Annotated in this window: 17 protein-coding genes; 9 read left to right on the plus strand and 8 right to left on the minus strand. The window is 60.2% G+C overall.

The genetic code is table 11. The annotated features are described in order from the left end of the window. Positions 1 to 124: 124 nt before the first annotated feature. Together LJ738_RS03730 and LJ738_RS03735 are read left to right on the plus strand one after the other, a co-directional pair. Complete coding sequence (locus tag LJ738_RS03730; RefSeq protein ID WP_227784971.1) at positions 125 to 298, plus strand: DUF2256 domain-containing protein; 174 nt, start codon at positions 125 to 127, stop codon at positions 296 to 298. Positions 299 to 401: 103 nt separating this feature from the next. Beyond that, a complete protein-coding gene (locus LJ738_RS03735; protein WP_227784972.1) occupies positions 402 to 794 on the plus strand; it encodes a hypothetical protein in 393 nt (130 codons plus the stop codon). Between the two features lie 174 nt (positions 795 to 968). Here the strand turns inward: LJ738_RS03735 and LJ738_RS03740 are convergent, their stop codons facing one another. The 5 genes from LJ738_RS03740 to ffh all read right to left on the minus strand — a co-directional run bounded on the left by LJ738_RS03740 (position 969) and on the right by ffh (position 8,060). Next, a complete protein-coding gene (locus LJ738_RS03740; protein WP_227784973.1) occupies positions 969 to 1,802 on the minus strand; it encodes a molybdopterin-dependent oxidoreductase in 834 nt (277 codons plus the stop codon). Between the two features lie 13 nt (positions 1,803 to 1,815). Continuing rightward, entirely contained in the window at positions 1,816 to 2,541 is a 726-nt protein-coding gene (locus tag LJ738_RS03745) for a cytochrome b/b6 domain-containing protein (RefSeq protein ID WP_227784974.1), read from the minus strand. A gap of 1,143 nt (positions 2,542 to 3,684) precedes the next feature. Continuing rightward, a complete protein-coding gene (locus LJ738_RS03750; protein WP_227784975.1) occupies positions 3,685 to 5,577 on the minus strand; it encodes a CHRD domain-containing protein in 1,893 nt (630 codons plus the stop codon). Between the two features lie 354 nt (positions 5,578 to 5,931). Continuing rightward, a complete protein-coding gene (locus tag LJ738_RS03755; protein WP_227784976.1) occupies positions 5,932 to 6,639 on the minus strand; it encodes a DUF1345 domain-containing protein in 708 nt (235 codons plus the stop codon). A gap of 56 nt (positions 6,640 to 6,695) precedes the next feature. Further along, entirely contained in the window at positions 6,696 to 8,060 is a 1,365-nt protein-coding gene (gene ffh, locus LJ738_RS03760; protein WP_227784977.1) for a signal recognition particle protein, read from the minus strand. A gap of 156 nt (positions 8,061 to 8,216) precedes the next feature. Here ffh and LJ738_RS03765 point away from each other — a divergent pair, with 156 nt between their 5' ends. Further along, on the plus strand, positions 8,217 to 9,530 hold the full coding sequence (locus LJ738_RS03765) for a glycosyltransferase family 4 protein (protein ID WP_227784978.1): 1,314 nt from the start codon (positions 8,217 to 8,219) through the stop codon (positions 9,528 to 9,530). Between the two features lie 252 nt (positions 9,531 to 9,782). On the opposite strand, the gene LJ738_RS03770 is transcribed toward LJ738_RS03765, so the two are convergent. The 3 genes from LJ738_RS03770 to LJ738_RS03780 form a co-directional block, all read right to left on the minus strand. Continuing rightward, complete coding sequence (locus LJ738_RS03770; RefSeq protein WP_227784979.1) at positions 9,783 to 10,667, minus strand: SGNH/GDSL hydrolase family protein; 885 nt, start codon at positions 10,665 to 10,667, stop codon at positions 9,783 to 9,785. 35 nt (positions 10,668 to 10,702) lie between these two features. Next, positions 10,703 to 12,175 (minus strand): MBOAT family O-acyltransferase, encoded by a 1,473-nt coding sequence (locus LJ738_RS03775; RefSeq protein ID WP_227784980.1) that lies wholly within the window; start codon positions 12,173 to 12,175, stop codon positions 10,703 to 10,705. 267 nt (positions 12,176 to 12,442) lie between these two features. Next, positions 12,443 to 13,402, minus strand: a complete 960-nt coding sequence (locus LJ738_RS03780) for a S1C family serine protease (protein WP_227784981.1) — start codon at positions 13,400 to 13,402, stop codon at positions 12,443 to 12,445. A gap of 142 nt (positions 13,403 to 13,544) precedes the next feature. Between LJ738_RS03780 and pseB the strand changes: the two genes are divergently transcribed. From pseB to LJ738_RS03810, 6 genes are all read left to right on the plus strand, one after another. Further along, positions 13,545 to 14,564, plus strand: coding sequence for a UDP-N-acetylglucosamine 4,6-dehydratase (inverting) (pseB, locus tag LJ738_RS03785; protein WP_227784982.1), 1,020 nt, complete (start codon positions 13,545 to 13,547; stop codon positions 14,562 to 14,564). A 16-nt stretch (positions 14,565 to 14,580) separates the two neighbouring features. Beyond that, the gene (gene pseC / locus LJ738_RS03790) at positions 14,581 to 15,768 is read left to right on the plus strand and encodes a UDP-4-amino-4,6-dideoxy-N-acetyl-beta-L-altrosamine transaminase (RefSeq protein WP_227784983.1); all 1,188 of its coding nucleotides are present in this window, start codon (positions 14,581 to 14,583) and stop codon (positions 15,766 to 15,768) included. 79 nt (positions 15,769 to 15,847) lie between these two features. Continuing rightward, positions 15,848 to 16,498, plus strand: a complete 651-nt coding sequence (locus LJ738_RS03795) for a pseudaminic acid biosynthesis-associated methylase (RefSeq protein ID WP_227784984.1) — start codon at positions 15,848 to 15,850, stop codon at positions 16,496 to 16,498. Next, entirely contained in the window at positions 16,498 to 17,232 is a 735-nt protein-coding gene (locus LJ738_RS03800; protein ID WP_227784985.1) for a cytidylyltransferase domain-containing protein, read from the plus strand. The genes LJ738_RS03795 and LJ738_RS03800 overlap by 1 nt, the downstream gene beginning before the upstream one ends. Beyond that, positions 17,229 to 18,167, plus strand: coding sequence for a class I SAM-dependent methyltransferase (locus tag LJ738_RS03805; RefSeq protein ID WP_227784986.1), 939 nt, complete (start codon positions 17,229 to 17,231; stop codon positions 18,165 to 18,167). The genes LJ738_RS03800 and LJ738_RS03805 overlap by 4 nt, the downstream gene beginning before the upstream one ends. A gap of 19 nt (positions 18,168 to 18,186) precedes the next feature. Next, on the plus strand, positions 18,187 to 18,939 hold the full coding sequence (locus LJ738_RS03810) for a class I SAM-dependent methyltransferase (RefSeq protein WP_227784987.1): 753 nt from the start codon (positions 18,187 to 18,189) through the stop codon (positions 18,937 to 18,939). Positions 18,940 to 18,969 lie beyond the last annotated feature (30 nt).

Here is an 18,969-nt window from a genome sequence, read left to right on the forward strand (position 1 = left end):
GCCCGGGCAGTGAGTAAGCTGGACAATGGTATTCTGGCCACTAACCGCTTCGGGCCCGAAAAGTACCCAAAACTTCGCGGTGGAGCTTGGCGTTTGGGATAGCAGTGCCCCCAATGAACGCCCCATGCTTCCCGCTAAACTCCGTAAAGGCCAGCTGCCTACCAAACTCTGCGCTACCTGCGGCCGCCCCTTCGAGTACCGCAAAAAGTGGCGCGCCAATTGGGCCGACGTTAAATATTGCGGAGAGAAATGCCAGCGCAACCGACCCGCAACGGCCAGCCCCTCTCCCACCGCCTGAGGGCAGCAAGCGGATAGCTGTATCTTTTCGCGCCTGCTGCCGTTTTCAGCGGAGGTTACTAGTTTCTTCGCCCCCTTTATCCCTTAGCACTTCCCTTTTCACCATGGCTTCCAACCTCGATTACCTTGACCCCGCTTTGATTCCGCTGGAAGAGAAAGTGAATGCTTACCTGGAGGCAGAAAAGGCGCTGCAACGAGCCACCGCCGCTCTTAAAAGCGAGCCCCTGCACGACAAGGAAGTAGCCGCCGCAGCTGCCCAATTTGAGCAGCGCCCTCCCACCGGCAGCTTCAACCAGGAAGCCGACGAGCGCAACCAGAAGATCGAAAACCTGCGCACCGACCTGGCCCTGCTGGAGCGGGAAATCATCGCCCTGATTCCTACCCGTGACGAATGGGTAAAAGTGAACCTGGGCTACGGCCCCAGCCGCGTAGGTGCCTGGCATGTGCCCGCCCTCGGCGGCAAACCGGAACGGTATGAGCTGCGCATTGTGCACTAATGCGAGTTTTTCAGCACAACGGCTGAACACTTAAGTTACTGCTAATAGCGCTTACTTCTTAGGCAGCAAAAAGCCCCGACTTATCATAGAGCCGGGGCTTTTTGTATTTACTGGAATGCTGGTAAAATCGGTCGGGAAAGGGCTCTGCCAGTCACTCAGCAGCTTAGTTGCCGCCTAGTGTCCGGCATCCCAATCGTAGCCGAGCTCAGCCCAATAATCCTTGGGGCGCGTGTCGGCGAAGGCGATGGTGCCGATGCGCTTGAGGTGTTTGATGCCGTATTTGAGCGGGGTGACGAGGCGGAGAGGTGCGCCGTGCGCTGGAGTGAGCGGCTGGCCGTTCATCTCGTAGCACAGCAGCGTTTGGGGGTGCAGGGCGCTGTGCATATCGAGGCCCACGTAGTAGGCGCCGTCGGGTGTGCGCATGCCCACGTAGGGAGCCAGGTCGGCGGGTGGGTTGAGCGGGTCGGCGGGCTGGCCGCTGCGGGTGGCCAGCGGGTAGCGGGCCAGGAAATCGGAGAGGCGTGCGCCGGCCCAGTGCACCACCACGCTCCAGCCCTCAATGCACTTGAGCTCGGTGGTCATCTGAATTTTGGGCAGGGCCTGGATATCAGCCAGGGTGAATTCCTGGACTTTACCGGAGCCATAACCTTTCACCTGCAGGCGCCACGCGGCGGGGACTAGGGGCTGGTCGAGGCCCACTTTGCCGTTTACCCGGGGCGTGCGGGCCCGGCTACGGGCAAACTCGGGGGCCAGCCGCGTTTCTTTGAAATAGGCGCTGCTCAGGCGGCTGTTGGCGTCGAGCACCTTGCGCAGGGGGCGCGGAATGCCGGCGTCGTTGGGCTGGGAAATCAGCCAGTTCCACCCGCCAAGGCCAGCCAACCCAGCGAGGCCCAGCCCAATAAACGCGCGCCGCGAACGACGACGCGCTTCGGCCAGCACCTCCGCTTCGGTGGGGAGCGGCTCGCGCGGGCCCGCGGCCGGAGTGGGCGCAGATGTTTCGTCAGTCATACCGAAGGAAAAGTTAGTTGGGCAAAAGGGACGAATCGGCGGGCGGCAGCGCCGTGGGGCCGGCCTTCAGCTCGTGGGTGGTGGGGTCCACTTCCACAATTTCGAACCCGGCCACCATGGCCCGGAAATTATTCCAGCCCGCCCGCACCACCTGGGTAATGTGCACGATAAAGAACAGCACGTAGCCAATAGTGAGGGCAAAGTGCAGGATGCGGGCAAACTCGTAGCCGCCGAGCAGCTGCGTAAGCCAGCCAAACTGCGTGGGCTTGTAGATGGCCAGCCCCGTGAGCAAAGACCCCAGGCCCATGAGAATCACCGAGGTGTAGGCTATCTGCTGGGCGCCGTTGAACTTGCGCACCGGCGGGTGCTCCTTGCGCAAGCCCAGGTCATAGAGCGTGACCTGGATGGCTTCCTTAAACGAGTGGCGGGTGGGCAACAGGTAGCGCCACTCGCCCGAAACCAGGGTGTAGAGCACGTACAGCAAGCCATTCAGGAAGAAAACCCACATCAGCACGAAGTGCCAAGCCATGCCCTGGGCCAGCTTGTGGTCCATGTGAAAGGCCTGGTAAAACGACTGCGGGAAGAACTTGAACAAGGTGGTATTGCCCCAGCCCAAGCGGTACACGTCGTTGGCCCAATAAATCCACAAGCCGCTCCAAATCATGAGGCTGAGGACTGGAAAATTGACCCAGTGAAACCAGCGAATGGCCAGCGGGTGCTTTTCAACAAGTTGCTTCATACACTGCGGGGTGACCAGTTAACGGGCGGAAGGTACGCCGGGCGCCCGGCTTGGCCCTCCCCTTGCTTGACGCCCAGGGCGGTCCAGCCTTACACCAAAGTCGAGTATTTCGGGCCAATAAATTGTAGCCGCTGCGCGTCTGGGTATTCCATCCTTGACTTGGCCAAACGCAGTTACAGGCGCTTCGAGTTTCTGCCATCCAATGGTAAACGGCTACTTAAGGAATGTCATCTGATGATATATCCTGAAAAATGCGAGCCCCTTCATTATTAATAACTTTCTAATATTATTTTATATATATTTGCTATCACAGGTTGTGCTTATGAGTTTAAACGATTAAGATTTAACGACTCTCAGTACCACTTTACGAAAATCGTGCATGAGCACGAGCGCCAACCGGGCGCCCCACATTTCTCCGCTGTCCTTGTAGCGGGGCTCATTGGCTAATTTCTTATAGCAGAACCAAATGTGGAACAACTGCAGCCTCCTGCTGCTCCTCTTGGCCAGTAGCGGCGTGCAATCTTGCATGACTACCGTTCCGGCATTTGGCGTCGTCAGGCAACCCAGAATCGGCCTAACCCAAAGCGTCTCCGAGCAACTCGTCAGGCAGCGGTACCGGTGCACTGGTTGTGGTAAGCTGGCGGAAGCCAACTCCTTCCCTAACAGGGAAATGTGCCCCCGGAATGCCGGCACTTCCACAGCGGGGCATTCGTGGGGCGATGCGAAGGAAAACGAAGAGGCCAGGCTCACCTGTATTCATTGCAACGCGCCTTTTTTCAACTCGCCTGGCTCAAATGGCAGCAGATGTCCAAAATCCGAAGCCGGGCACCGGTGGGGAACCCGCCCTGCGGGCCTCTAGCACGAGCACATCTTCAACACGAAATAGGTCTTCTTAAATGGGAAGCCTTGCCGAGTATTTCCATGAAATTGAGCTAATTTCTTTTGGGCAAACCGCAAAAAAAGGCAGAAGGGAAACCCTTCTGCCTTTCCATACCAAAACACCTTAAAAAACTATTCTTTCACGAGATAGCTAACAAGAATTGCACCAAAAGATTCCGCGAGTTTCAAAAAAAGTTGCTGAATCTATCAACAGAACCAGAGCCGGCCGACAGCGCCCCACGGACTGACGAGCCTGGGCCGGCTTTATTCTTTCGCCACGCGCGTAACCAGGCGGGAATCGCCCACTTGCAGGGTAAGCAAGTACAGCCCCGGCGCGATGCTGGGCAGCGCCAACGGCATGGAATTGAGTCCCGGCCGCAGGGGAACGGCCCGGCTGGCTACCGGACGGCCCAGCACATCGGTAAGGCAGAGCTGGCCAGCCCCGGCGGCGCGGGATTCAAACGAAAGCATCAGCCCTGTGCTGAATGGGTTGGGCGCCGTGCCAAAGGTGCCGGCCACGACCAGGGCGGGCCGGGTGGCGAGCACGCGCTGCAGGTTGCGGGCGCCGCGGTATACCTGCCCGCGGATTTCGCCGCCCGGAAACGCCGCAGTATGCAGGTTCATGTACATGCTGTCGGCGCGGAACTGCAGCGAGCGCCGCAGCGTGAACGGCTGGCCGGTGTTGTCGCTGGTCCAGTATCCGTACACGGCGGCCGGTGCGGCGGCATTATCGAAGTACGGCGCCAGGTTGAATACCACTGGGCCCGCCTGGGTGGAGAGGCCGGTGTGGAAGTGGCCCATGGTGGCTGGGCCCGTGAGTCCGCCCCACACGCTCATGAAGTGGGCGTTGGTCTGGTCGCGGTCGATGCTCACGATGCCCACGCCGTAGCCGGGGCTGGTGGTGGGCGTGGGCCGCTCCTGCGCCCCGTTGAGCGAGATGGTATAGCCTTCGCGCGCCAGGCGGTACACCTGCCCCCGCACTTCGCCGTTGGGATTGGCGGCGGTGGTGAGCACCACGTTTAGGTTGCCCCGCAGCAGCAGGTTGATAAAGGCGGGGTTCAGGCTAGGCGCTACTAGCTCAAAGCTGGTGACGTTGCCCGCCGTGTTGCCGCCCGCGCCCGCGGCGATGGGCACCGAGCCCAGCAGGTTGGCAGTAGCATTGGCCTGGCCGGCCGCACTGTTATAAAAATTGATAGCCAGCGGCGGGCCGCTCAGGCCAGTATAGCCCACTTGCACCCGAATGGTATCCAAGGTGGCGCCCAGCCGGGCTACGGCTACGGCCTTGGCGGCGGTGCTCACGGCCGGCACCATCTGGGCGCCATCGAAGCGGGCATCGAAGGTGAGGCCGCGGGTTTCGGGAATCACCTGGGCCCGGATTTCGCCGCCGGGGTTGGTGGTGGTGTGCACGTTGATGTATATCTGCCGCTGCAGCAGCGAGGTGAGGAAAGCGGGCGTGGGCACAATCTCGCCTTCGATAACATTATTGCTGAGAAAAGGAAGCAAATCGACCACCACGGGGCCACTCACGCCCACGGCCCCGGTGTGGAAGTGAGTCGCCGTAATGGGGCTGCTCAACCCCGACACCACCACCCGGAATTTTAGTTTGTCCTGGCTTTGGCTGAGGGTAAATACGCCCAGGCCGGTGCCCGAGGTGGCCACGGGGGGCACTTCCTGGGCGCCGTTGAGAGTGCCCGCCAGTGCCAGGTCGGTTTCTACCAGTATCTGCCCGCGGATTTCGCCGTTGGGGTTGGCCGCGGTGTGCACGTTTATGTAGTACTGCCCAAGCAGGTACTTGGCCAGCTTTTCTTTCGAAATATCGGCCCCGGTGAGGAAGCCCGAAATGCGGTTGCCGCGCACCATGGGCATCAGGCTGGTGATAATTCCCCCCGCCACGCCCACGGCCCCTTCGTGCACGTGCGCACCGGTGATGGGGCCGCTCAGGCCGCTAAAGGCCGCCTGCACAAAGAGCGTGTCGCGGGTTTCATTCAGGGTAAAGGCGGCCACGCCCTGGGCCGCAGTGCTCACGGGCGGAGTTTCCTGGGCCCCATTCATGCGGGCCGACAGGAGCAGGTGCGCATGCAAATGGTCGGCCGAGGCCGCCAACGGTGCAGCCATCACCAGGGCCGCAACCAACGAGTGCAGTAGTCTTTTCAACATGGCATTGGAGGTTAGGTAAGTGAGACATCGGAACGACGCTACCGGCACGGAGCCTGCCCTCTCCAACTCGAAATGGCGGGCCCGTTCGTTGCCTGCGGCGCTGGGGTTCTTGGTTGTTTTACTACGACCTGCTCACGCCGAAAAAAGTTTGTAAATAGTTTTGCTAAACATCTAATTATTAAGCAGTACCATAGCTAATCCAATGCCTTCTAGGCTCATCGCACCCATAAGGAAGTGGTTACCAATACCTAAATTTTATGCCCCGGAAATTGGGCTGGAATTGAGCTAAACCCACGTAAAAAAGGGTTGCTACCCACTGAATACAGCTCCCTTACCTAGCTAATATTGAGTTGCTTATAGCAACCCGGCCAGGATATTTATGCTCAGGGCCAGGATAGCCGTGTTGAAGCCAAAGGACAGCATACTGTGAAACAGCACCATTTGGCGCATTCGGAATGAGGTCACCGCTACGTCAGCGGTTTGGGCCGTCATTCCAATTACAAAGGCGAAATACACAAAGTCCCAGTACAGGGTCGGGGGTGTGCCAATGAACCCCAGCCCACCCTGCTGGCGCTCGGGCTGAACACCCCGCTCGGGGCAGAAGTACGTGTGGGCGTAATGCAGGGCAAACAGGGTGTGGAGCATGAGCCAGGTGCCCACCACGGCCACTATCGAAACCATGATGTGCTCTAGGCGCTCTTCCAAATCCATGGTGAAGAGGCCCCGCAAGAGCAGCGTAACCGCCAGCAGGCTGGTGGCGATGCCCACAAAGGAGACGAGCAAGAGCAGGCCCCACGTGCGGTTGGGGTGCAGCACCCGGGCCACCCGCTGAATATCGGCGGTGCTGGCTTGCAAAATGGTGAGCCAGGTGAGCAGCAAAATGCCCACCAGGAAACCATCCCAACCCAGCAGCAGGCTGGTTACGAGCTCAAAATCGGGCGGCGCCAGCCAGTAGCAAAAGCCCGCCATAAGCATGGCCAGCCCCACCCGCAGGAAGCGCGCCGGCAAGCCCAGCCGGAGCAGCATCGGAACCGCGGGCTGGGAAGGCGTATAAATATCCATGGCGTAAGAAACAGGTGCACCACCTGCTTCTTACGCCATGTTTGGGGTGGCGTTGCTTAGCGCATCATGCCGCCGGGCCCGCCTTTCATGCCGCCCATCATCTTGGCCATCTGGGCCATACCGCCCTTGGTCTGGCTCATTTTGTTCATGGTGCGCATCATTTTGCGCATGTCGTCAAACTGCTTCATCAGGGCGTTTACCTGCTGAATATCGGTGCCGGAACCCTTGGCCAACCGGCGCTTGCGCGAGCCGTTGAGGATGTCGGGGTTGGCCCGCTCCTGCTTGGTCATGCTTTTGATGATGGCCTCGACGGGCTTGAAGGCGTCGTCGTCGATTTCCACGTCTTTCATGGCCTTGCTCATGCCCGGAATCATGCCCATCAAATCCTTGATGTTGCCCATCTTCTTGATTTGCTCGAGCTGAGAGAGGAAGTCATCGAAGTTGAACTGGTTTTTCCGGATTTTGGCGTTGATGCGCTTGGCTTCGTCCTCGTCGAACTGCTGCTGGGCGCGCTCAACGAGCGAAATCACGTCGCCCATGCCCAGGATGCGCTGGGCCATGCGGTCGGGGTAGAATAGGTCCAGCGCGTCCATCTTCTCGCCCGTCGAGATGAACTTGATGGGCTTCTCCACCACGGCCCGGATGCTGAGGGCCGCACCACCGCGCGAGTCGCCGTCGAGCTTGGTGAGCACCACGCCGTCGAAGTTGAGCCGGTCGTTGAAGGTTTTGGCCGTGTTCACGGCGTCCTGGCCAGTCATGGAGTCCACCACAAACAGTGTTTCGCTGGGGTTGATGGCCGCCTTCACGGCCTCAATCTCGCGCATCATCTGCTCGTCGACGGCCAAGCGGCCGGCGGTGTCGATGATGACTACCTTTTTGTTGTTCTTTTTCGCGTACTCAATGGCGTTGCGCGAGATTTCGACCGGGTTTTTGTTCTCGACTTCCGAGTACACTTCCACGCCGATTTGCTCGCCGAGCACCTTGAGCTGGTCGATGGCCGCGGGGCGGTACACGTCGCAGGCCACGAGCAGCACCGTGCGGTTCTGCTTCTTCACGTAGCTGGCCAGTTTGCCGGCAAACGTGGTTTTGCCCGAGCCCTGGAGGCCCGAGAGCAGGATAACGGCCGGGTCGCCCTTGATGGTGATGTCCTTCTTTTCGCCGCCCATGAGCTCGGTCAGCTCATCGTACACGATTTTGACCATGAGCTGGCCCGGCGACACGGCCGTGAGCACGTCGCGGCCCATGGCGGCCTCCTTAATCTTGTCGGTTACATCTTTGGCAACCTTGTAGTTAACGTCGGCATCGACCAGCGCGCGGCGGATTTCCTTGATGGTGGCCGCAACGTTGATTTCCGAGATGCTGCCCTGGCCTTTCAGGGTCTTAATGGCCCGGTCGAGCTTAGTGGAGAGATTATCGAACATGAGTCGCTGAGTTGAGCGGAATTTACGGAGGGGGCTGATTCGGTACCGGACGAGTTACCGGGAATCAGGCTGGAACTGAACCCCAAAAGTAACCATAAATGCCCGAAAACCGGCAAACCACGTACCTTCGCGCCCCGCTAGTTGTCTCCTCCTTTCGTGCCCTCCCCTCGCCCGTTGCGCCTGCTCGTCATCACCTACTATTGGCCGCCCTCGGGCGGGGCCGGCGTGCAGCGCTGCCTGAAGTTTGTGAAGCACCTGGGTTCCTTCGGCATCGAGCCCACCGTGATAACCGTGGACCCCGCCGAAGCGACCTACCCGGTGCTCGACGAAAGCCTGCTGGCCGAGGTGCCCGCCGGCGTGCGCGTCATTCGCACGGGCACTTCCGAGCCGTTTGAGAGCTACAAAAAGCTAACGGGCCGGGCCGTGCCATACGGCGGCTTTGCCAACGAAGGCAAGCCCGGGCTCATGCAGAAGGCCATGCGCTTTGTGCGCGGCAACCTGTTTATCCCGGACCCGCGCCGGGGCTGGAACCGCCACGCCCTGGCCGCCGTGGAGCAGCTTCTGGCCGCGGGCGAAACGTTCGACGCCGTACTCACGTCCTCGCCGCCACATTCCACTCAGCTCATTGGGCTGGAACTGCAACGGCGCCACGGCCTGCGCTGGCTGGCCGACCTGCGCGACCCCTGGACGGACATCTACTACTACAAAGACCTGCACCACACCCCCCTGGCTGCCTGGCTCGATGCGCGCTACGAGCGCCGCGTGCTCACCCAAGCCGATGCCGTGCTGGTGACTTCGCCCGAAACCAAGCGCCTCTTTCTGGCCAAGCTCCCGGACTTGCCTTCGGCCAAATTCCACGTGCTGCCCAACGGCTACGACGAGTCGGATTTTCAGCAGCCCTCGCAGCCCCCCACCGACTGCCTGCGCATCACCCACACCGGCACCATCACGGAGCTCTATCACATCAACCGCCTGCTGGAAGCAGTGGCCGCCTGTGCCACCCGCAATCCCGACGTGCCCCTGCGGCTGCGCTTCGTGGGCCAGGTATCGGCGGAGCTCCGCCACCAGATTGAGCTAGCCGGCCTGCTGCCCACCACTGAGTTTCTCGCTTTTGTGCCACACGACGAATCGGTAAAGCACCTGCTCTGCGCGTCGGCGCTCCTCATGGCCATCCCCGATGTGCCGCGCAACTTCGGCATCTTACCCGGCAAGGTGTTCGAGTACCTCGCCGCCAATAAGCCCATACTGTGCGTGGGCCCCGCCGGCTGCGATGCCGACATTCTACTGCAGGAATGCGCCGCGGGCCACGCCCTGCCCTACCAGGATTACGCCCTCATGCTGGAAACGCTGGAAGGCATGGTAGACCAATGGCGCAAAAACCCCAACTTGGACCTGCCGGCCATCAGCCACGAGCGGTATTCTCGGGTATCGCTCACCAAGCGGCTGGCAGAGCTGGTGCGCGTGAAGTGAAGTGAACGAGGGTGAACCTCACCCCCGGCCCCTCTCCAAAAGAGAGGGGAGCCGAACGTTAATCCAAAAACAGAAAGCATCAGCTCAATGGAGCTGGTGCTTTCTGTTTTTGGAAATTGTGCTAACTCTTGGAAATTGAGGCAGTTCTTGTGCCGTGGCTCCCCTCTCTTTTGGAGAGGGGCCGGGGGTGAGGTTCCTCGGGGCAACAACTTACCCTGTCCCCCCTTCAATCAGCAAGCCGGCCTCCAGAATCTAAATCTGCTTTAAATCCTTGGCCAGCTGCTCGCTGAATGTTTTACTAGCGGCCTTTTGCAAGTGGTTGCCATCCGTGGTAGCATAAGGCTGGGTGCTATAATCCAGGTATGGCACCGATTGGTTATCAGCCATTTCGCGCATGAGCTGGTCGAATTTGGGCTGGTAGCTTAGCTCAAGTTGATACAGCGAAGGCCCAACCGGCAAACGGACCAAGTACACACGGCCATGTTGCTTGAGTAGCTCAATGGTTTGACGCAACGCCTGCAAGCGGCCGGCAGAAAGGTGCTCAGTGGCTGCCAGTTGGCGATAGTCTTGCAATTTGCGGGCGGTGCGGGCCCGCACCTGGGCGCTGTCCGTGCCGATGTTTACTTCCAGCCAGCCGTCGGGGTGCAGGCGCTCGGTGGCGGTGGCATAGTCGAGCAGCAGGCGGTACAGGGGCTTGGTTTGGTAGCGCGTGAGGTAGGCCAGGTTGGGATTCTGACTAACCTGGTTGAGCTGGCCAATGAAGGAATTGTCTTCCGGATACGTACCCTCCCGCCCGGTTAGGGAGAGTGACCAAGGGTCAACAGCTATGATGAAAAGGCCATTTTTCACCTCAGGGCGCAGCTTGCGCTGGATGCTGCGCAAATAAGCCGGGCCATATGGTGAGTGCGTGAGCGTGAAAGCATAATTGAGCAACGGTGGCTCGAACCTGGGGCCTAGGCTTGCCGTGAGCACCGCGGGCTGGAGGCCCTGCGCCGCTCGCGACGTACCTATAATAAGCGACCCAGCCTGCGGGCTGGTGAAGCGGCCATAAAACGCATCGACGTGGCCACCCAGCACCACCGGGCCCAGCAACAGCAGCCCCGCCACGCATGCGGCGGCCAGCAGCAGCAAGCGCATCAGAAGTCGGGAAACAGCGGGTGACAACGGGCGTATCAGAATTGAAAGTATATAAAGGAGGTGCTGTTGAAAATGCCCAGGTACAGGATGAGCAGCGTGAGTCCCACATAGCCCACCCACCGCACCCGAAATGGCTGCGCGGTCATCCAGCCTTGCAGGCTGCGGTTGCGGCCCAGGTATTCGACCAGCATCATCAGAAAAACGGCAAACAAGGCCATCGCCAGCTCGGGCCGGTAGTGCTGGGAGAAGTCCAGCAGCAGGGGTCCTATCCGGCGTCCATTCAGCGCAGTCCACCCGGTGCCCAGGTGCCGGCTGATGTACAAGGCATCTGCCAAGCTATTGGCTCTAAAGAAAATCCAGGCGTAGGTTACCAGGGTGAATGTTACCAGCACGCCCAGCCCCTGCCGCAGCCGCGGATGGGCGGCCAGCCCCGTAAGTTGAGCCAGTCGCTCGCGCAGGGGCTTGGCCCAGGTGCTGAGCACCAAGTACAGCCCGTGCAAGCCACCCCAGACCAGGAACGTCCAGTTGGCGCCATGCCACAGGCCGCTAATGAGGAACACGGCCATCAGGTTGCCGTAGGCGCGAGCCGGAGCCACGCGGCTGCCCCCCAGCGGGATGTACACGTAGTCGCGGAACCAACTGGAGAGCGAAATGTGCCAGCGCCGCCAGAATTCGGGCACCGAAGCCGACAGATAAGGCTGCCGGAAGTTGAGGTTAAAATCGAAGCCCAGCACTCGGGCCGCCCCCCGCGCCATGTCGGTGTAACCGGAGAAGTCGCCGTAAATCTGAAACGCGAAGGCCAGCGTGGCCAGCACCAGCAGCGGCCCTTCCGGGTGCTGCTGCGGGTTGTTGAATATGGGGTTAACGAACAGGGCCAGCCGGTCGGCCACCACCACTTTTTTGAACAAACCCCAGGCCATCAGGCGCAGCCCACTCACCACCCGCTGATAATCAAACGCGTGGGTTTGCCGGTACTGCGGCAGCATGTGGCCGCCCCGCTCGATGGGGCCTGCCACCAGTTGCGGAAAAAAGGCCACAAACAAGGCAAACCGCCCGAAATTCCGCTCCGCTTCCAGCCGCCCCTGGTACACATCGATGATGTAGCCCACCGACTGAAACGTGTAAAACGAAACGCCCACCGGCAGCAGCAGGCCCAGGGCCGGCCAGGAGGCGTGCGGCAAGTGCAGCGCGCCGGCCAGTTGCAAAGCCGCGTCCCGGAAAAAGTTGAAGTACTTGAATACGAACAGTGTGCCTAGGTTGCTCACCAAGCTGAGGTAGAGGTAGGGCCGCCGCTCCTGCTTGGTGGGCAGCTGGCTCATGCGGTAGCCGCTGTAGTAGTCTACCAGCGTGGTGGCCAGAAGCAGCAGGGCGTAGGCCGCCCGCCAGCTCATGTAGAAATAGTAGCTGGCCAGCAATAGCAGCGGCCCGCGCCACCGCGGCGGCAGGCCGTAATAGAGCCCGACTACTATCGGAAAAAACACCAGAAAATGAAGGGAATTGAATAGCATTCGCAACGCGGAAGAAGCTCCGGCGGCCAAAGGTCGGGAGCCGCGAGCGTTTCTGGGCAGAAATCTCACAGACTGCGTGGTCATGAACTAAAAAGCCTGACGTGCTAAGCGCCGTGGAATCATCCTTATAACTGCATTTGTCTGTCATGCTGAGGCACGAAGCATCTTATCAACTCAGCACGACTCGTTGAGCCATGAATCGTTTTGACCTGACAATCTGCTTCGTCCGCATGCCAAGTAACGACTGACACACTTACTTCCAGCTACCTACGCGGCTACCGGTCGCACCCGGGCTTGGCCCGCACTGTTATCTACGGGCGTGATACGCAAGTCTAGTTTCTGCTGGCCGCGCAGGACGGTGAGGTACTGAAAGGCCCCGATTTTTTCGTGCGTCAGCAACCGGAACAGGTCGTCGCTGCTGGCCACGGGCTGGTCGGCAAATGCCACGACAAAGTCGCCTTCGCGCAGGCCGCCCGCTTCGGCCGGTGAGCCCGCCTCCACACTTACCACAAACAATGCCTGGTGGGTGGGCAATTGGTGAAAGTTCACTACCCGCGGGTGCAGGGCAATCTGCTGGGTCATGACCCCGAGGTAGCCGCGCCGCACCCGTCCTTCGGCGAGCAGGGCCGGCAGAATGGTCGTGGCCGTGTTGATGCCAATGGCAAAGCACAGCCCCTGCGCGCCCCGAATGGTGGCCGTGTTCACGCCCAGCACCTGCCCGTCGGCATCGATGAGCGGCCCGCCGCTGTTGCCGGGGTTCAGGGCGGCATCGGTCTGGATGATGTTGTCGATGAGGCGCCCGGTTTCGGTGCGCAGGGTGCGGCCCAGCGCGCTCACCACGCCGCTGGTTACGGTGTGCTGGAAGCCGTAGGGGTTGCCAATGGCAATGACAAGCTGGCCGATTTGAATGGCCGAGGAGTCGCCGAGACGGGCGGCCGGGTGCCCCGCAGCCGGCGTGTGCAGCAGGGCCAGGTCCGAATCGGGGTCTTCGCCGACCAGCGTGGCCGGGTGCTCGCCCCCGTCGGTGAAGGTGAGGCGGATGTCTTCGGCCCCGTGCACCACGTGGCTGTTGGTGAAGACGTAGCCGTCGGTGGAAAACAAAAACCCGGAGCCCGAGCCCGCCGGGGCCAGTTTTTGCTGCTTGTTTTTCTTCCGTACGTCAATCTTCACGACGGAATGCCGGGCCGCTTCTACGGCCGAAATAACGATTTGCGAATAGGAATCCATGGGAATTACCGGTTAAGCCAAAAGACGCAGCCGATTGACTGGCAAATAGTTGGCCGCCTGAAAAGCCCGCGCCACTATGGCAGGCAAGGCAGCCAACCTTGCCTGAACTACTTTTGTGGTCCTATTCGGCTTCCCTTTTTTCATGGCTCTCGACCTCAACCACAAGTCCATCCTCGTTACGGGCGGCACCGGCTCGTTCGGCAAGCAATTCGTACGCACCGTTTTCGAAAAATTCCCGCATGTAAAGCGCCTCGTGGTGTTCTCGCGCGACGAGTTGAAGCAGTACGAAATGAGCCAGGAGTTTAGCCCAACAAAGTACCCGGCCATCCGCTATTTCATTGGCGATGTGCGCGATGCCGAGCGCATGCACCGCGCCTGCGAGGGCATCGACATCGTGATTCACGCCGCGGCCCTCAAGCAAGTGCCCGCCGCCGAGTACAACCCGATGGAATGCATCAAGACCAACATCTTCGGAGCCGAGAACGTCATCAACGCCGCGCTCGACTGCGGCGTGAAGGAAGTGGTGGCCCTAAGCACCGACAAAGCGGCCGCCCCTATCAACCTCTACGGCGCCACCAAGCTGTGCTCGGACAAGCTGTTTGTGGCTGCCAACAACATGAAAGGCGCGCGCGACCTGCGCTTTTCAGTGGTGCGCTACGGCAACGTAATCGGCTCGCGCGGGTCGGTGGTGCCGTTTTTCTTGCAGCAGCGCCACACCGGCGTGCTGCCCATCACCCACCCAGACATGACGCGCTTCAACATCTCGCTCGAAGAAGGCGTCGATTTGGTGCTGTATGCGCTGGAGCATTCCTGGGGCGGCGAAATCTTTGTACCGAAAATCCCGAGCTACAAAATCACGGAAGTGGCACGCGCCATCGGCCCGGAGTGCGAGCAGAAGATTGTGGGCATCCGCCCCGGCGAGAAGCTACACGAGGCCATGATTACCGAGACCGACGCCCTGAGCACCGTGGAGCTGGACCGTTACTACGTCATCCTGCCGTCGATGCCGACCTGGGACGTGGACAAGTTCATTGCCGAATTCAACGGCAAGCGCGTGCCGCTAGGCTTCCAGTATGACTCGGCCAACAACCAGGAATGGCTCAACGCCGAGCAGATTCGGGACGAAATCCGGCTGCACGTAGACGCGGACTTTCAGGCCTAATTTTACTGCTGGCCCCATGTCCGAATCAGCCTTCCACCCCACTCGCGCCCTGCCCTACGGCCGTCAGAACATCACCGATGCGGATGTAGCGGCCGTGACGGCGGCCCTGCACGCCGATTACCTCACGCAGGGGCCCACGGTGGCCGAGTTCGAGAAGCAATTCGCTGCTTACGTAGGAGCTAAATATGCCGTGGCCGTGAGCAACGGTACGGCTGCCCTGCACCTCTGCGCCATGGCACTTAAAGTGCAGGCGGGCCAGCGCGTTATCACCACGCCGCTCACGTTCTCGGCCTCGGCCAACTGCGTGCGCTACTGCGGCGGCGAGGTTCACTTTGCGGACATCGACCCGGCCACCGGGCTTATCGATTTGCTTCAAGTACAGGCCCTGTTGGAAGCGCACCCTAAGGGCCATTTCACGGGCATAATTCCCGTGGATTTTGCCGGCCTAGCCGTGGATTTGGAAGCCACCCGGCAGTTGGCCGACCAATACGGCCTTTGGATAATTGAAGACTCCTGCCACGCACCGGGCGGTTTTTTCATTGACTCCCAGGGCCAGGAGCAGCTTTGCGGCAATGGCAACTTTGCTGACCTGGCCATCTTCAGCTTCCACCCGGTCAAGCACATTGCCACCGGCGAAGGCGGCATGATTACCACCAACAGCGAGCAGCTGTTTCATCACCTGCTCCGCCTGCGCACCCACGGCATAACGCGGGACCCGGCCGACCTCAAGCGCGAGCCCGATGGCGGCTGGTACATGGAAATGCAGGAATTGGGCTACAACTACCGCCTGCCCGACCTCAACTGCGCCCTCGGCCTCAGCCAGCTAACCCGCGCCGATGCCGGCCTGGCCCGCCGCCGCTTGCTCGCCGCCCGCTACCACGTAGCATTTGCCCAAGTGCCCGGCGTGACGGTGCTGGCTCCCGGCCGCAAAGGCCACGCTTACCACCTGTACGTCATCGAAGTAGCCGACCGCAAAGGCCTCTACGACTTCCTCAAAACCAAGCAGATTTTTGCCCAAGTGCACTACATCCCGGTACACCGCATGCCTTACTACGAGGGCTTGGGTTGGAAGGCCGGCGACTTTCCGCTGGCGGAAGAATACTATGCCCACTGCCTCAGCATCCCCCTTTTCCCGACCCTAACGGATGAAGAACAGGATTACGTGGTAGCGTGCATTTCGGAATTTTTGAGTGTTGAATGTTGAGTGTTGAATGGCCTTTTTGTAAGCCTTTCCAATCAATATTTAAAACTCAACCCTTAACATTCAACACTCAAAACTGATTTTGAATACCCAACAAGAAGATTTCTGGGCCGGCGATTTCGGCCGGGAATACACCGACCGCAACTCCCGTCCGCTCGATGAGTGGAACGCGTTTTACCGCGACCTCTACGGCCACACCAAGCTGGAAATGAACGCCGAATTTCTCGGCGACCTGCCGCGCGATGCCCGCATTCTGGAAGTGGGCTGCAACACCGGCATGCAACTGGTAGGTTTACAAGCGGCCGGCTTCACCAACCTATATGGCATTGAGCTGCAGCAGTACGCCGTGGAGAAGGCGCGCGACTTTGTACGGGGGGTCAACATTCTGCAAGGCAGCGGCTTCGACCTGCCGTTCAAGGACAATTACTTTGATGTGGTGTGCACCAACGGCGTGCTCATTCACATCGCACCCGAAGACCTGCCGCGCATCATGGGCGAAATGGTGCGCTGCTCCGGCCGCTACATCATGGGCTACGAGTACTACGCGCCCGAAACCACTCCCATCAAGTACCGCGGCAACGAAGGCTTCCTCTGGAAAACCGACTTTGCCCAAGTCTTCCTGAATAATTTCCCGGAGCTGCGCCTCGTGAAGCAGAAGCTCTACCCCTACATCAAGGACGCTGAGCGCGGCAACCAGGACGTGGTGTACCTGCTCGAAAAAACCAACGCCTAATGCAACGCGCCGGTATTATTTCGCAGGTGCGGATGGGCAGCACCCGGCTACCAAGTAAGGTGCTGCTGCCCGCCGCGGGCCGCCCCTTGCTCGACTACCACGTGGCCCGGCTGCGCCAAAGCGGCCTGCCCGTCATCCTAGCCACCACCACCGAGCCAGCCGACGACGTGCTGGCCGCCTACGCAGAAGCCAACCACCTGCCCTACCACCGCGGCAGCGAAGCCGACGTGCTGGCCCGCTACTACGAAACGGCTCAAAAATTCGGCCTCGACGTAATTGTGCGCGTCACCAGCGACTGCCCGCTGGTTGACGGCCCCCTGATTGGCGCCGCCGTGGCCCGCTACCTCGAGGAAGGCAACCCGCTGGTGTACCGCTCCAATTCCATTGTCCGCACCTTTCCCCGGGGGCTCGACTTTGAGATTTTCTCGATGGAGCTACTGGCCGAGGCCTATGCCAACGCTACTTCGCCCTACGAGCGGGAGCACGTGACGCCCTATATCAAAGCCAATCCGGCCGCGGCCGGCCGCGTGATTTACCGCGACGAAGTGTGGCCCGGCGGCGATTTCAGCCGCTTCCGCATCACGCTCGACACGGCCGAAGACTACGAAGTACTGCGCGCCTTGATTGAGCAGTACGGCGCGGCCGATTTGGGCGTAGCCGACCTGCTGGCCCTGCTCGAAGCGCACCCGGAAATCATGGCCCTGAATGCGCACATCGAGCAAAAAACCACATGAACCTGCCCGATACCCTGCGCCTGAACGAGTTTGGCTTTTACGAAATCAAGCACAAGCCCACGCCGGAGGAGCTGCGCGAATACTACGCCCAGCGCTACTACCAGGAAAATCTAACCACCTACCAAGCCTCCTACCCGCCCGAGGAACTGGAGCACATTGAGGGGAAGCTGAAACTGCGGCACTGGGTGCTGGCAGATTTGCGCAATCAAGGCGCAGGCGCCACTGATGCAACTGCTACTGGAGCAACTGATTTAGCTCAACTTCCCACTGGGTCTTTCCTCGACATCGGCTGCGGCGAAGGCTGGGCCCTGGATTATTTTCAGCGCCAGGGCTGGGACGTACTTGGGCTGGATTTCAGCAGCTTCAGCCTGGAGAAGTTTCATCCGGCCCTGCGGGAGCGGCTGCGCACCGGCGACTTGTACGAGGAGCTGGAAAAGTTTGTGGCAGCGGGCCAGCAGTTCGACGTGCTGTGGCTGGACAACGTGCTGGAGCATGTACTCGAGCCCGCCGAGTTACTTCGCCTCTGCCGCACGCTCGTGAAGCCCAACGGCGTGCTGATGGTGGACGTGCCCAACGATTTTTCGGCCCTGCAACAACACTTGCTCGACGGTGGCCACATCGACCGGCCGTTCTGGGTCGTGCTGCCCGACCACCTCTCTTACTTTAACCAAACCGGCCTGCGCAACCTGGCCCAGGACACCGGTTGGCATGTGGCAAAAGTTATTGGTGACCAACCGATTGACATCAATCTGCTAAACCCGGCTACTAACTACGTCATGGACCGTGCGGCCGGCAAAGCTGCCCACCGCGCCCGCCTCGAGCAAGACAACCTGTTGCTGCGCACCGCCCCGCTGCCCGCCGTGGCGGCCTACTACGAGGCCATGGCCGGCGTGGGCTTGGGCCGCAGTATTGTCGCATTTTTGCAGCCGGCGTAGTCGCCGCCCAGCTTTTCTTATGTCAGCCACCGCCCCTATTTCCGTCCTCAGCGGAGCCTCCGCTCCCGAGCAGGCCCGCCGCGAAAACTTCGCCCAAACCCTGCGCGAGTCGCCCATTCCCAACACCGAGCTGCTCAACAACCTGGGGCTATACCTGAACCGGCAGACGTTTTCGCGCCTGCTGTTTTTCACCGAGCTCTACCAGCAAATCATCCCGGTACACGGCGTGGCGATGGAGTTTGGCGTGCGCTGGGGCCAGAACCTGGCCCTTATGCATGCACTGCGCGGCATCTACGAGCCGTTCAATTACAACCGCAAAATTATTGGATTCGACACCTTCGGAGGATTCCCATCGGTCGACCCCAAGGACGGCGACCGAGTGAAGGAAGGCGACTACGGCGTGACGGAGAATTACCAGGAATACCTCACCCAAATCCTGGCCTTGCACGAGGCCGACAGCCCCATTCCGCACAAGCGCAAGTTTGAACTAGTGGCCGGCGACGCCTCCGAAACCGTGCCCCGCTACCTGAAGGACCATCCCGAAACCGTCATCGCCTTCGCCTATTTCGATTTCGACATCTACGCCCCCACCAAGGCCTGCCTCGAAGCCATCCGCCCCCGCCTGACCAAGGGCGCCGTTGTAGCGTTTGATGAGCTTAACTGCCCGGAATTCCCTGGCGAAACACTGGCCTTCGACGAAGTATTCGGCGTGGCCAACTACGCCCTGCGCCGCAGCCCGCTTAATCCGCTGATTTCGTACATGGTTGTCTGATTCTAATTAGCACGTCATGCTGAGCGCAGC

Origin of the sequence: Hymenobacter plasmatis, from assembly GCF_020711255.1 — a bacterium.
Classification (GTDB): domain Bacteria; phylum Bacteroidota; class Bacteroidia; order Cytophagales; family Hymenobacteraceae; genus Hymenobacter.

Bases quoted from the DNA above. Each gene is read 5' to 3' on its own strand.
- LJ738_RS03730 (WP_227784971.1), top strand. From the start codon at position 125: ATGCTTCCCGCTAAACTCCGTAAAGGCCAGCTGCCTACCAAACTCTGC.
- LJ738_RS03735 (WP_227784972.1), top strand. From the start codon at position 402: ATGGCTTCCAACCTCGATTACCTTGACCCCGCTTTGATTCCGCTGGAA.
- LJ738_RS03740 (WP_227784973.1), bottom strand. From the start codon at position 1,802: ATGACTGACGAAACATCTGCGCCCACTCCGGCCGCGGGCCCGCGCGAG.
- LJ738_RS03745 (WP_227784974.1), bottom strand. From the start codon at position 2,541: ATGAAGCAACTTGTTGAAAAGCACCCGCTGGCCATTCGCTGGTTTCAC.
- LJ738_RS03750 (WP_227784975.1), bottom strand. From the start codon at position 5,577: ATGTTGAAAAGACTACTGCACTCGTTGGTTGCGGCCCTGGTGATGGCT.
- LJ738_RS03755 (WP_227784976.1), bottom strand. From the start codon at position 6,639: ATGGATATTTATACGCCTTCCCAGCCCGCGGTTCCGATGCTGCTCCGG.
- ffh (WP_227784977.1), bottom strand. From the start codon at position 8,060: ATGTTCGATAATCTCTCCACTAAGCTCGACCGGGCCATTAAGACCCTG.
- LJ738_RS03770 (WP_227784979.1), bottom strand. From the start codon at position 10,667: ATGCGCTTGCTGCTGCTGGCCGCCGCATGCGTGGCGGGGCTGCTGTTG.
- LJ738_RS03775 (WP_227784980.1), bottom strand. From the start codon at position 12,175: ATGCTATTCAATTCCCTTCATTTTCTGGTGTTTTTTCCGATAGTAGTC.
- LJ738_RS03780 (WP_227784981.1), bottom strand. From the start codon at position 13,402: ATGGATTCCTATTCGCAAATCGTTATTTCGGCCGTAGAAGCGGCCCGG.
- pseB (WP_227784982.1), top strand. From the start codon at position 13,545: ATGGCTCTCGACCTCAACCACAAGTCCATCCTCGTTACGGGCGGCACC.
- pseC (WP_227784983.1), top strand. From the start codon at position 14,581: ATGTCCGAATCAGCCTTCCACCCCACTCGCGCCCTGCCCTACGGCCGT.
- LJ738_RS03800 (WP_227784985.1), top strand. From the start codon at position 16,498: ATGCAACGCGCCGGTATTATTTCGCAGGTGCGGATGGGCAGCACCCGG.
- LJ738_RS03805 (WP_227784986.1), top strand. From the start codon at position 17,229: ATGAACCTGCCCGATACCCTGCGCCTGAACGAGTTTGGCTTTTACGAA.
- LJ738_RS03810 (WP_227784987.1), top strand. From the start codon at position 18,187: ATGTCAGCCACCGCCCCTATTTCCGTCCTCAGCGGAGCCTCCGCTCCC.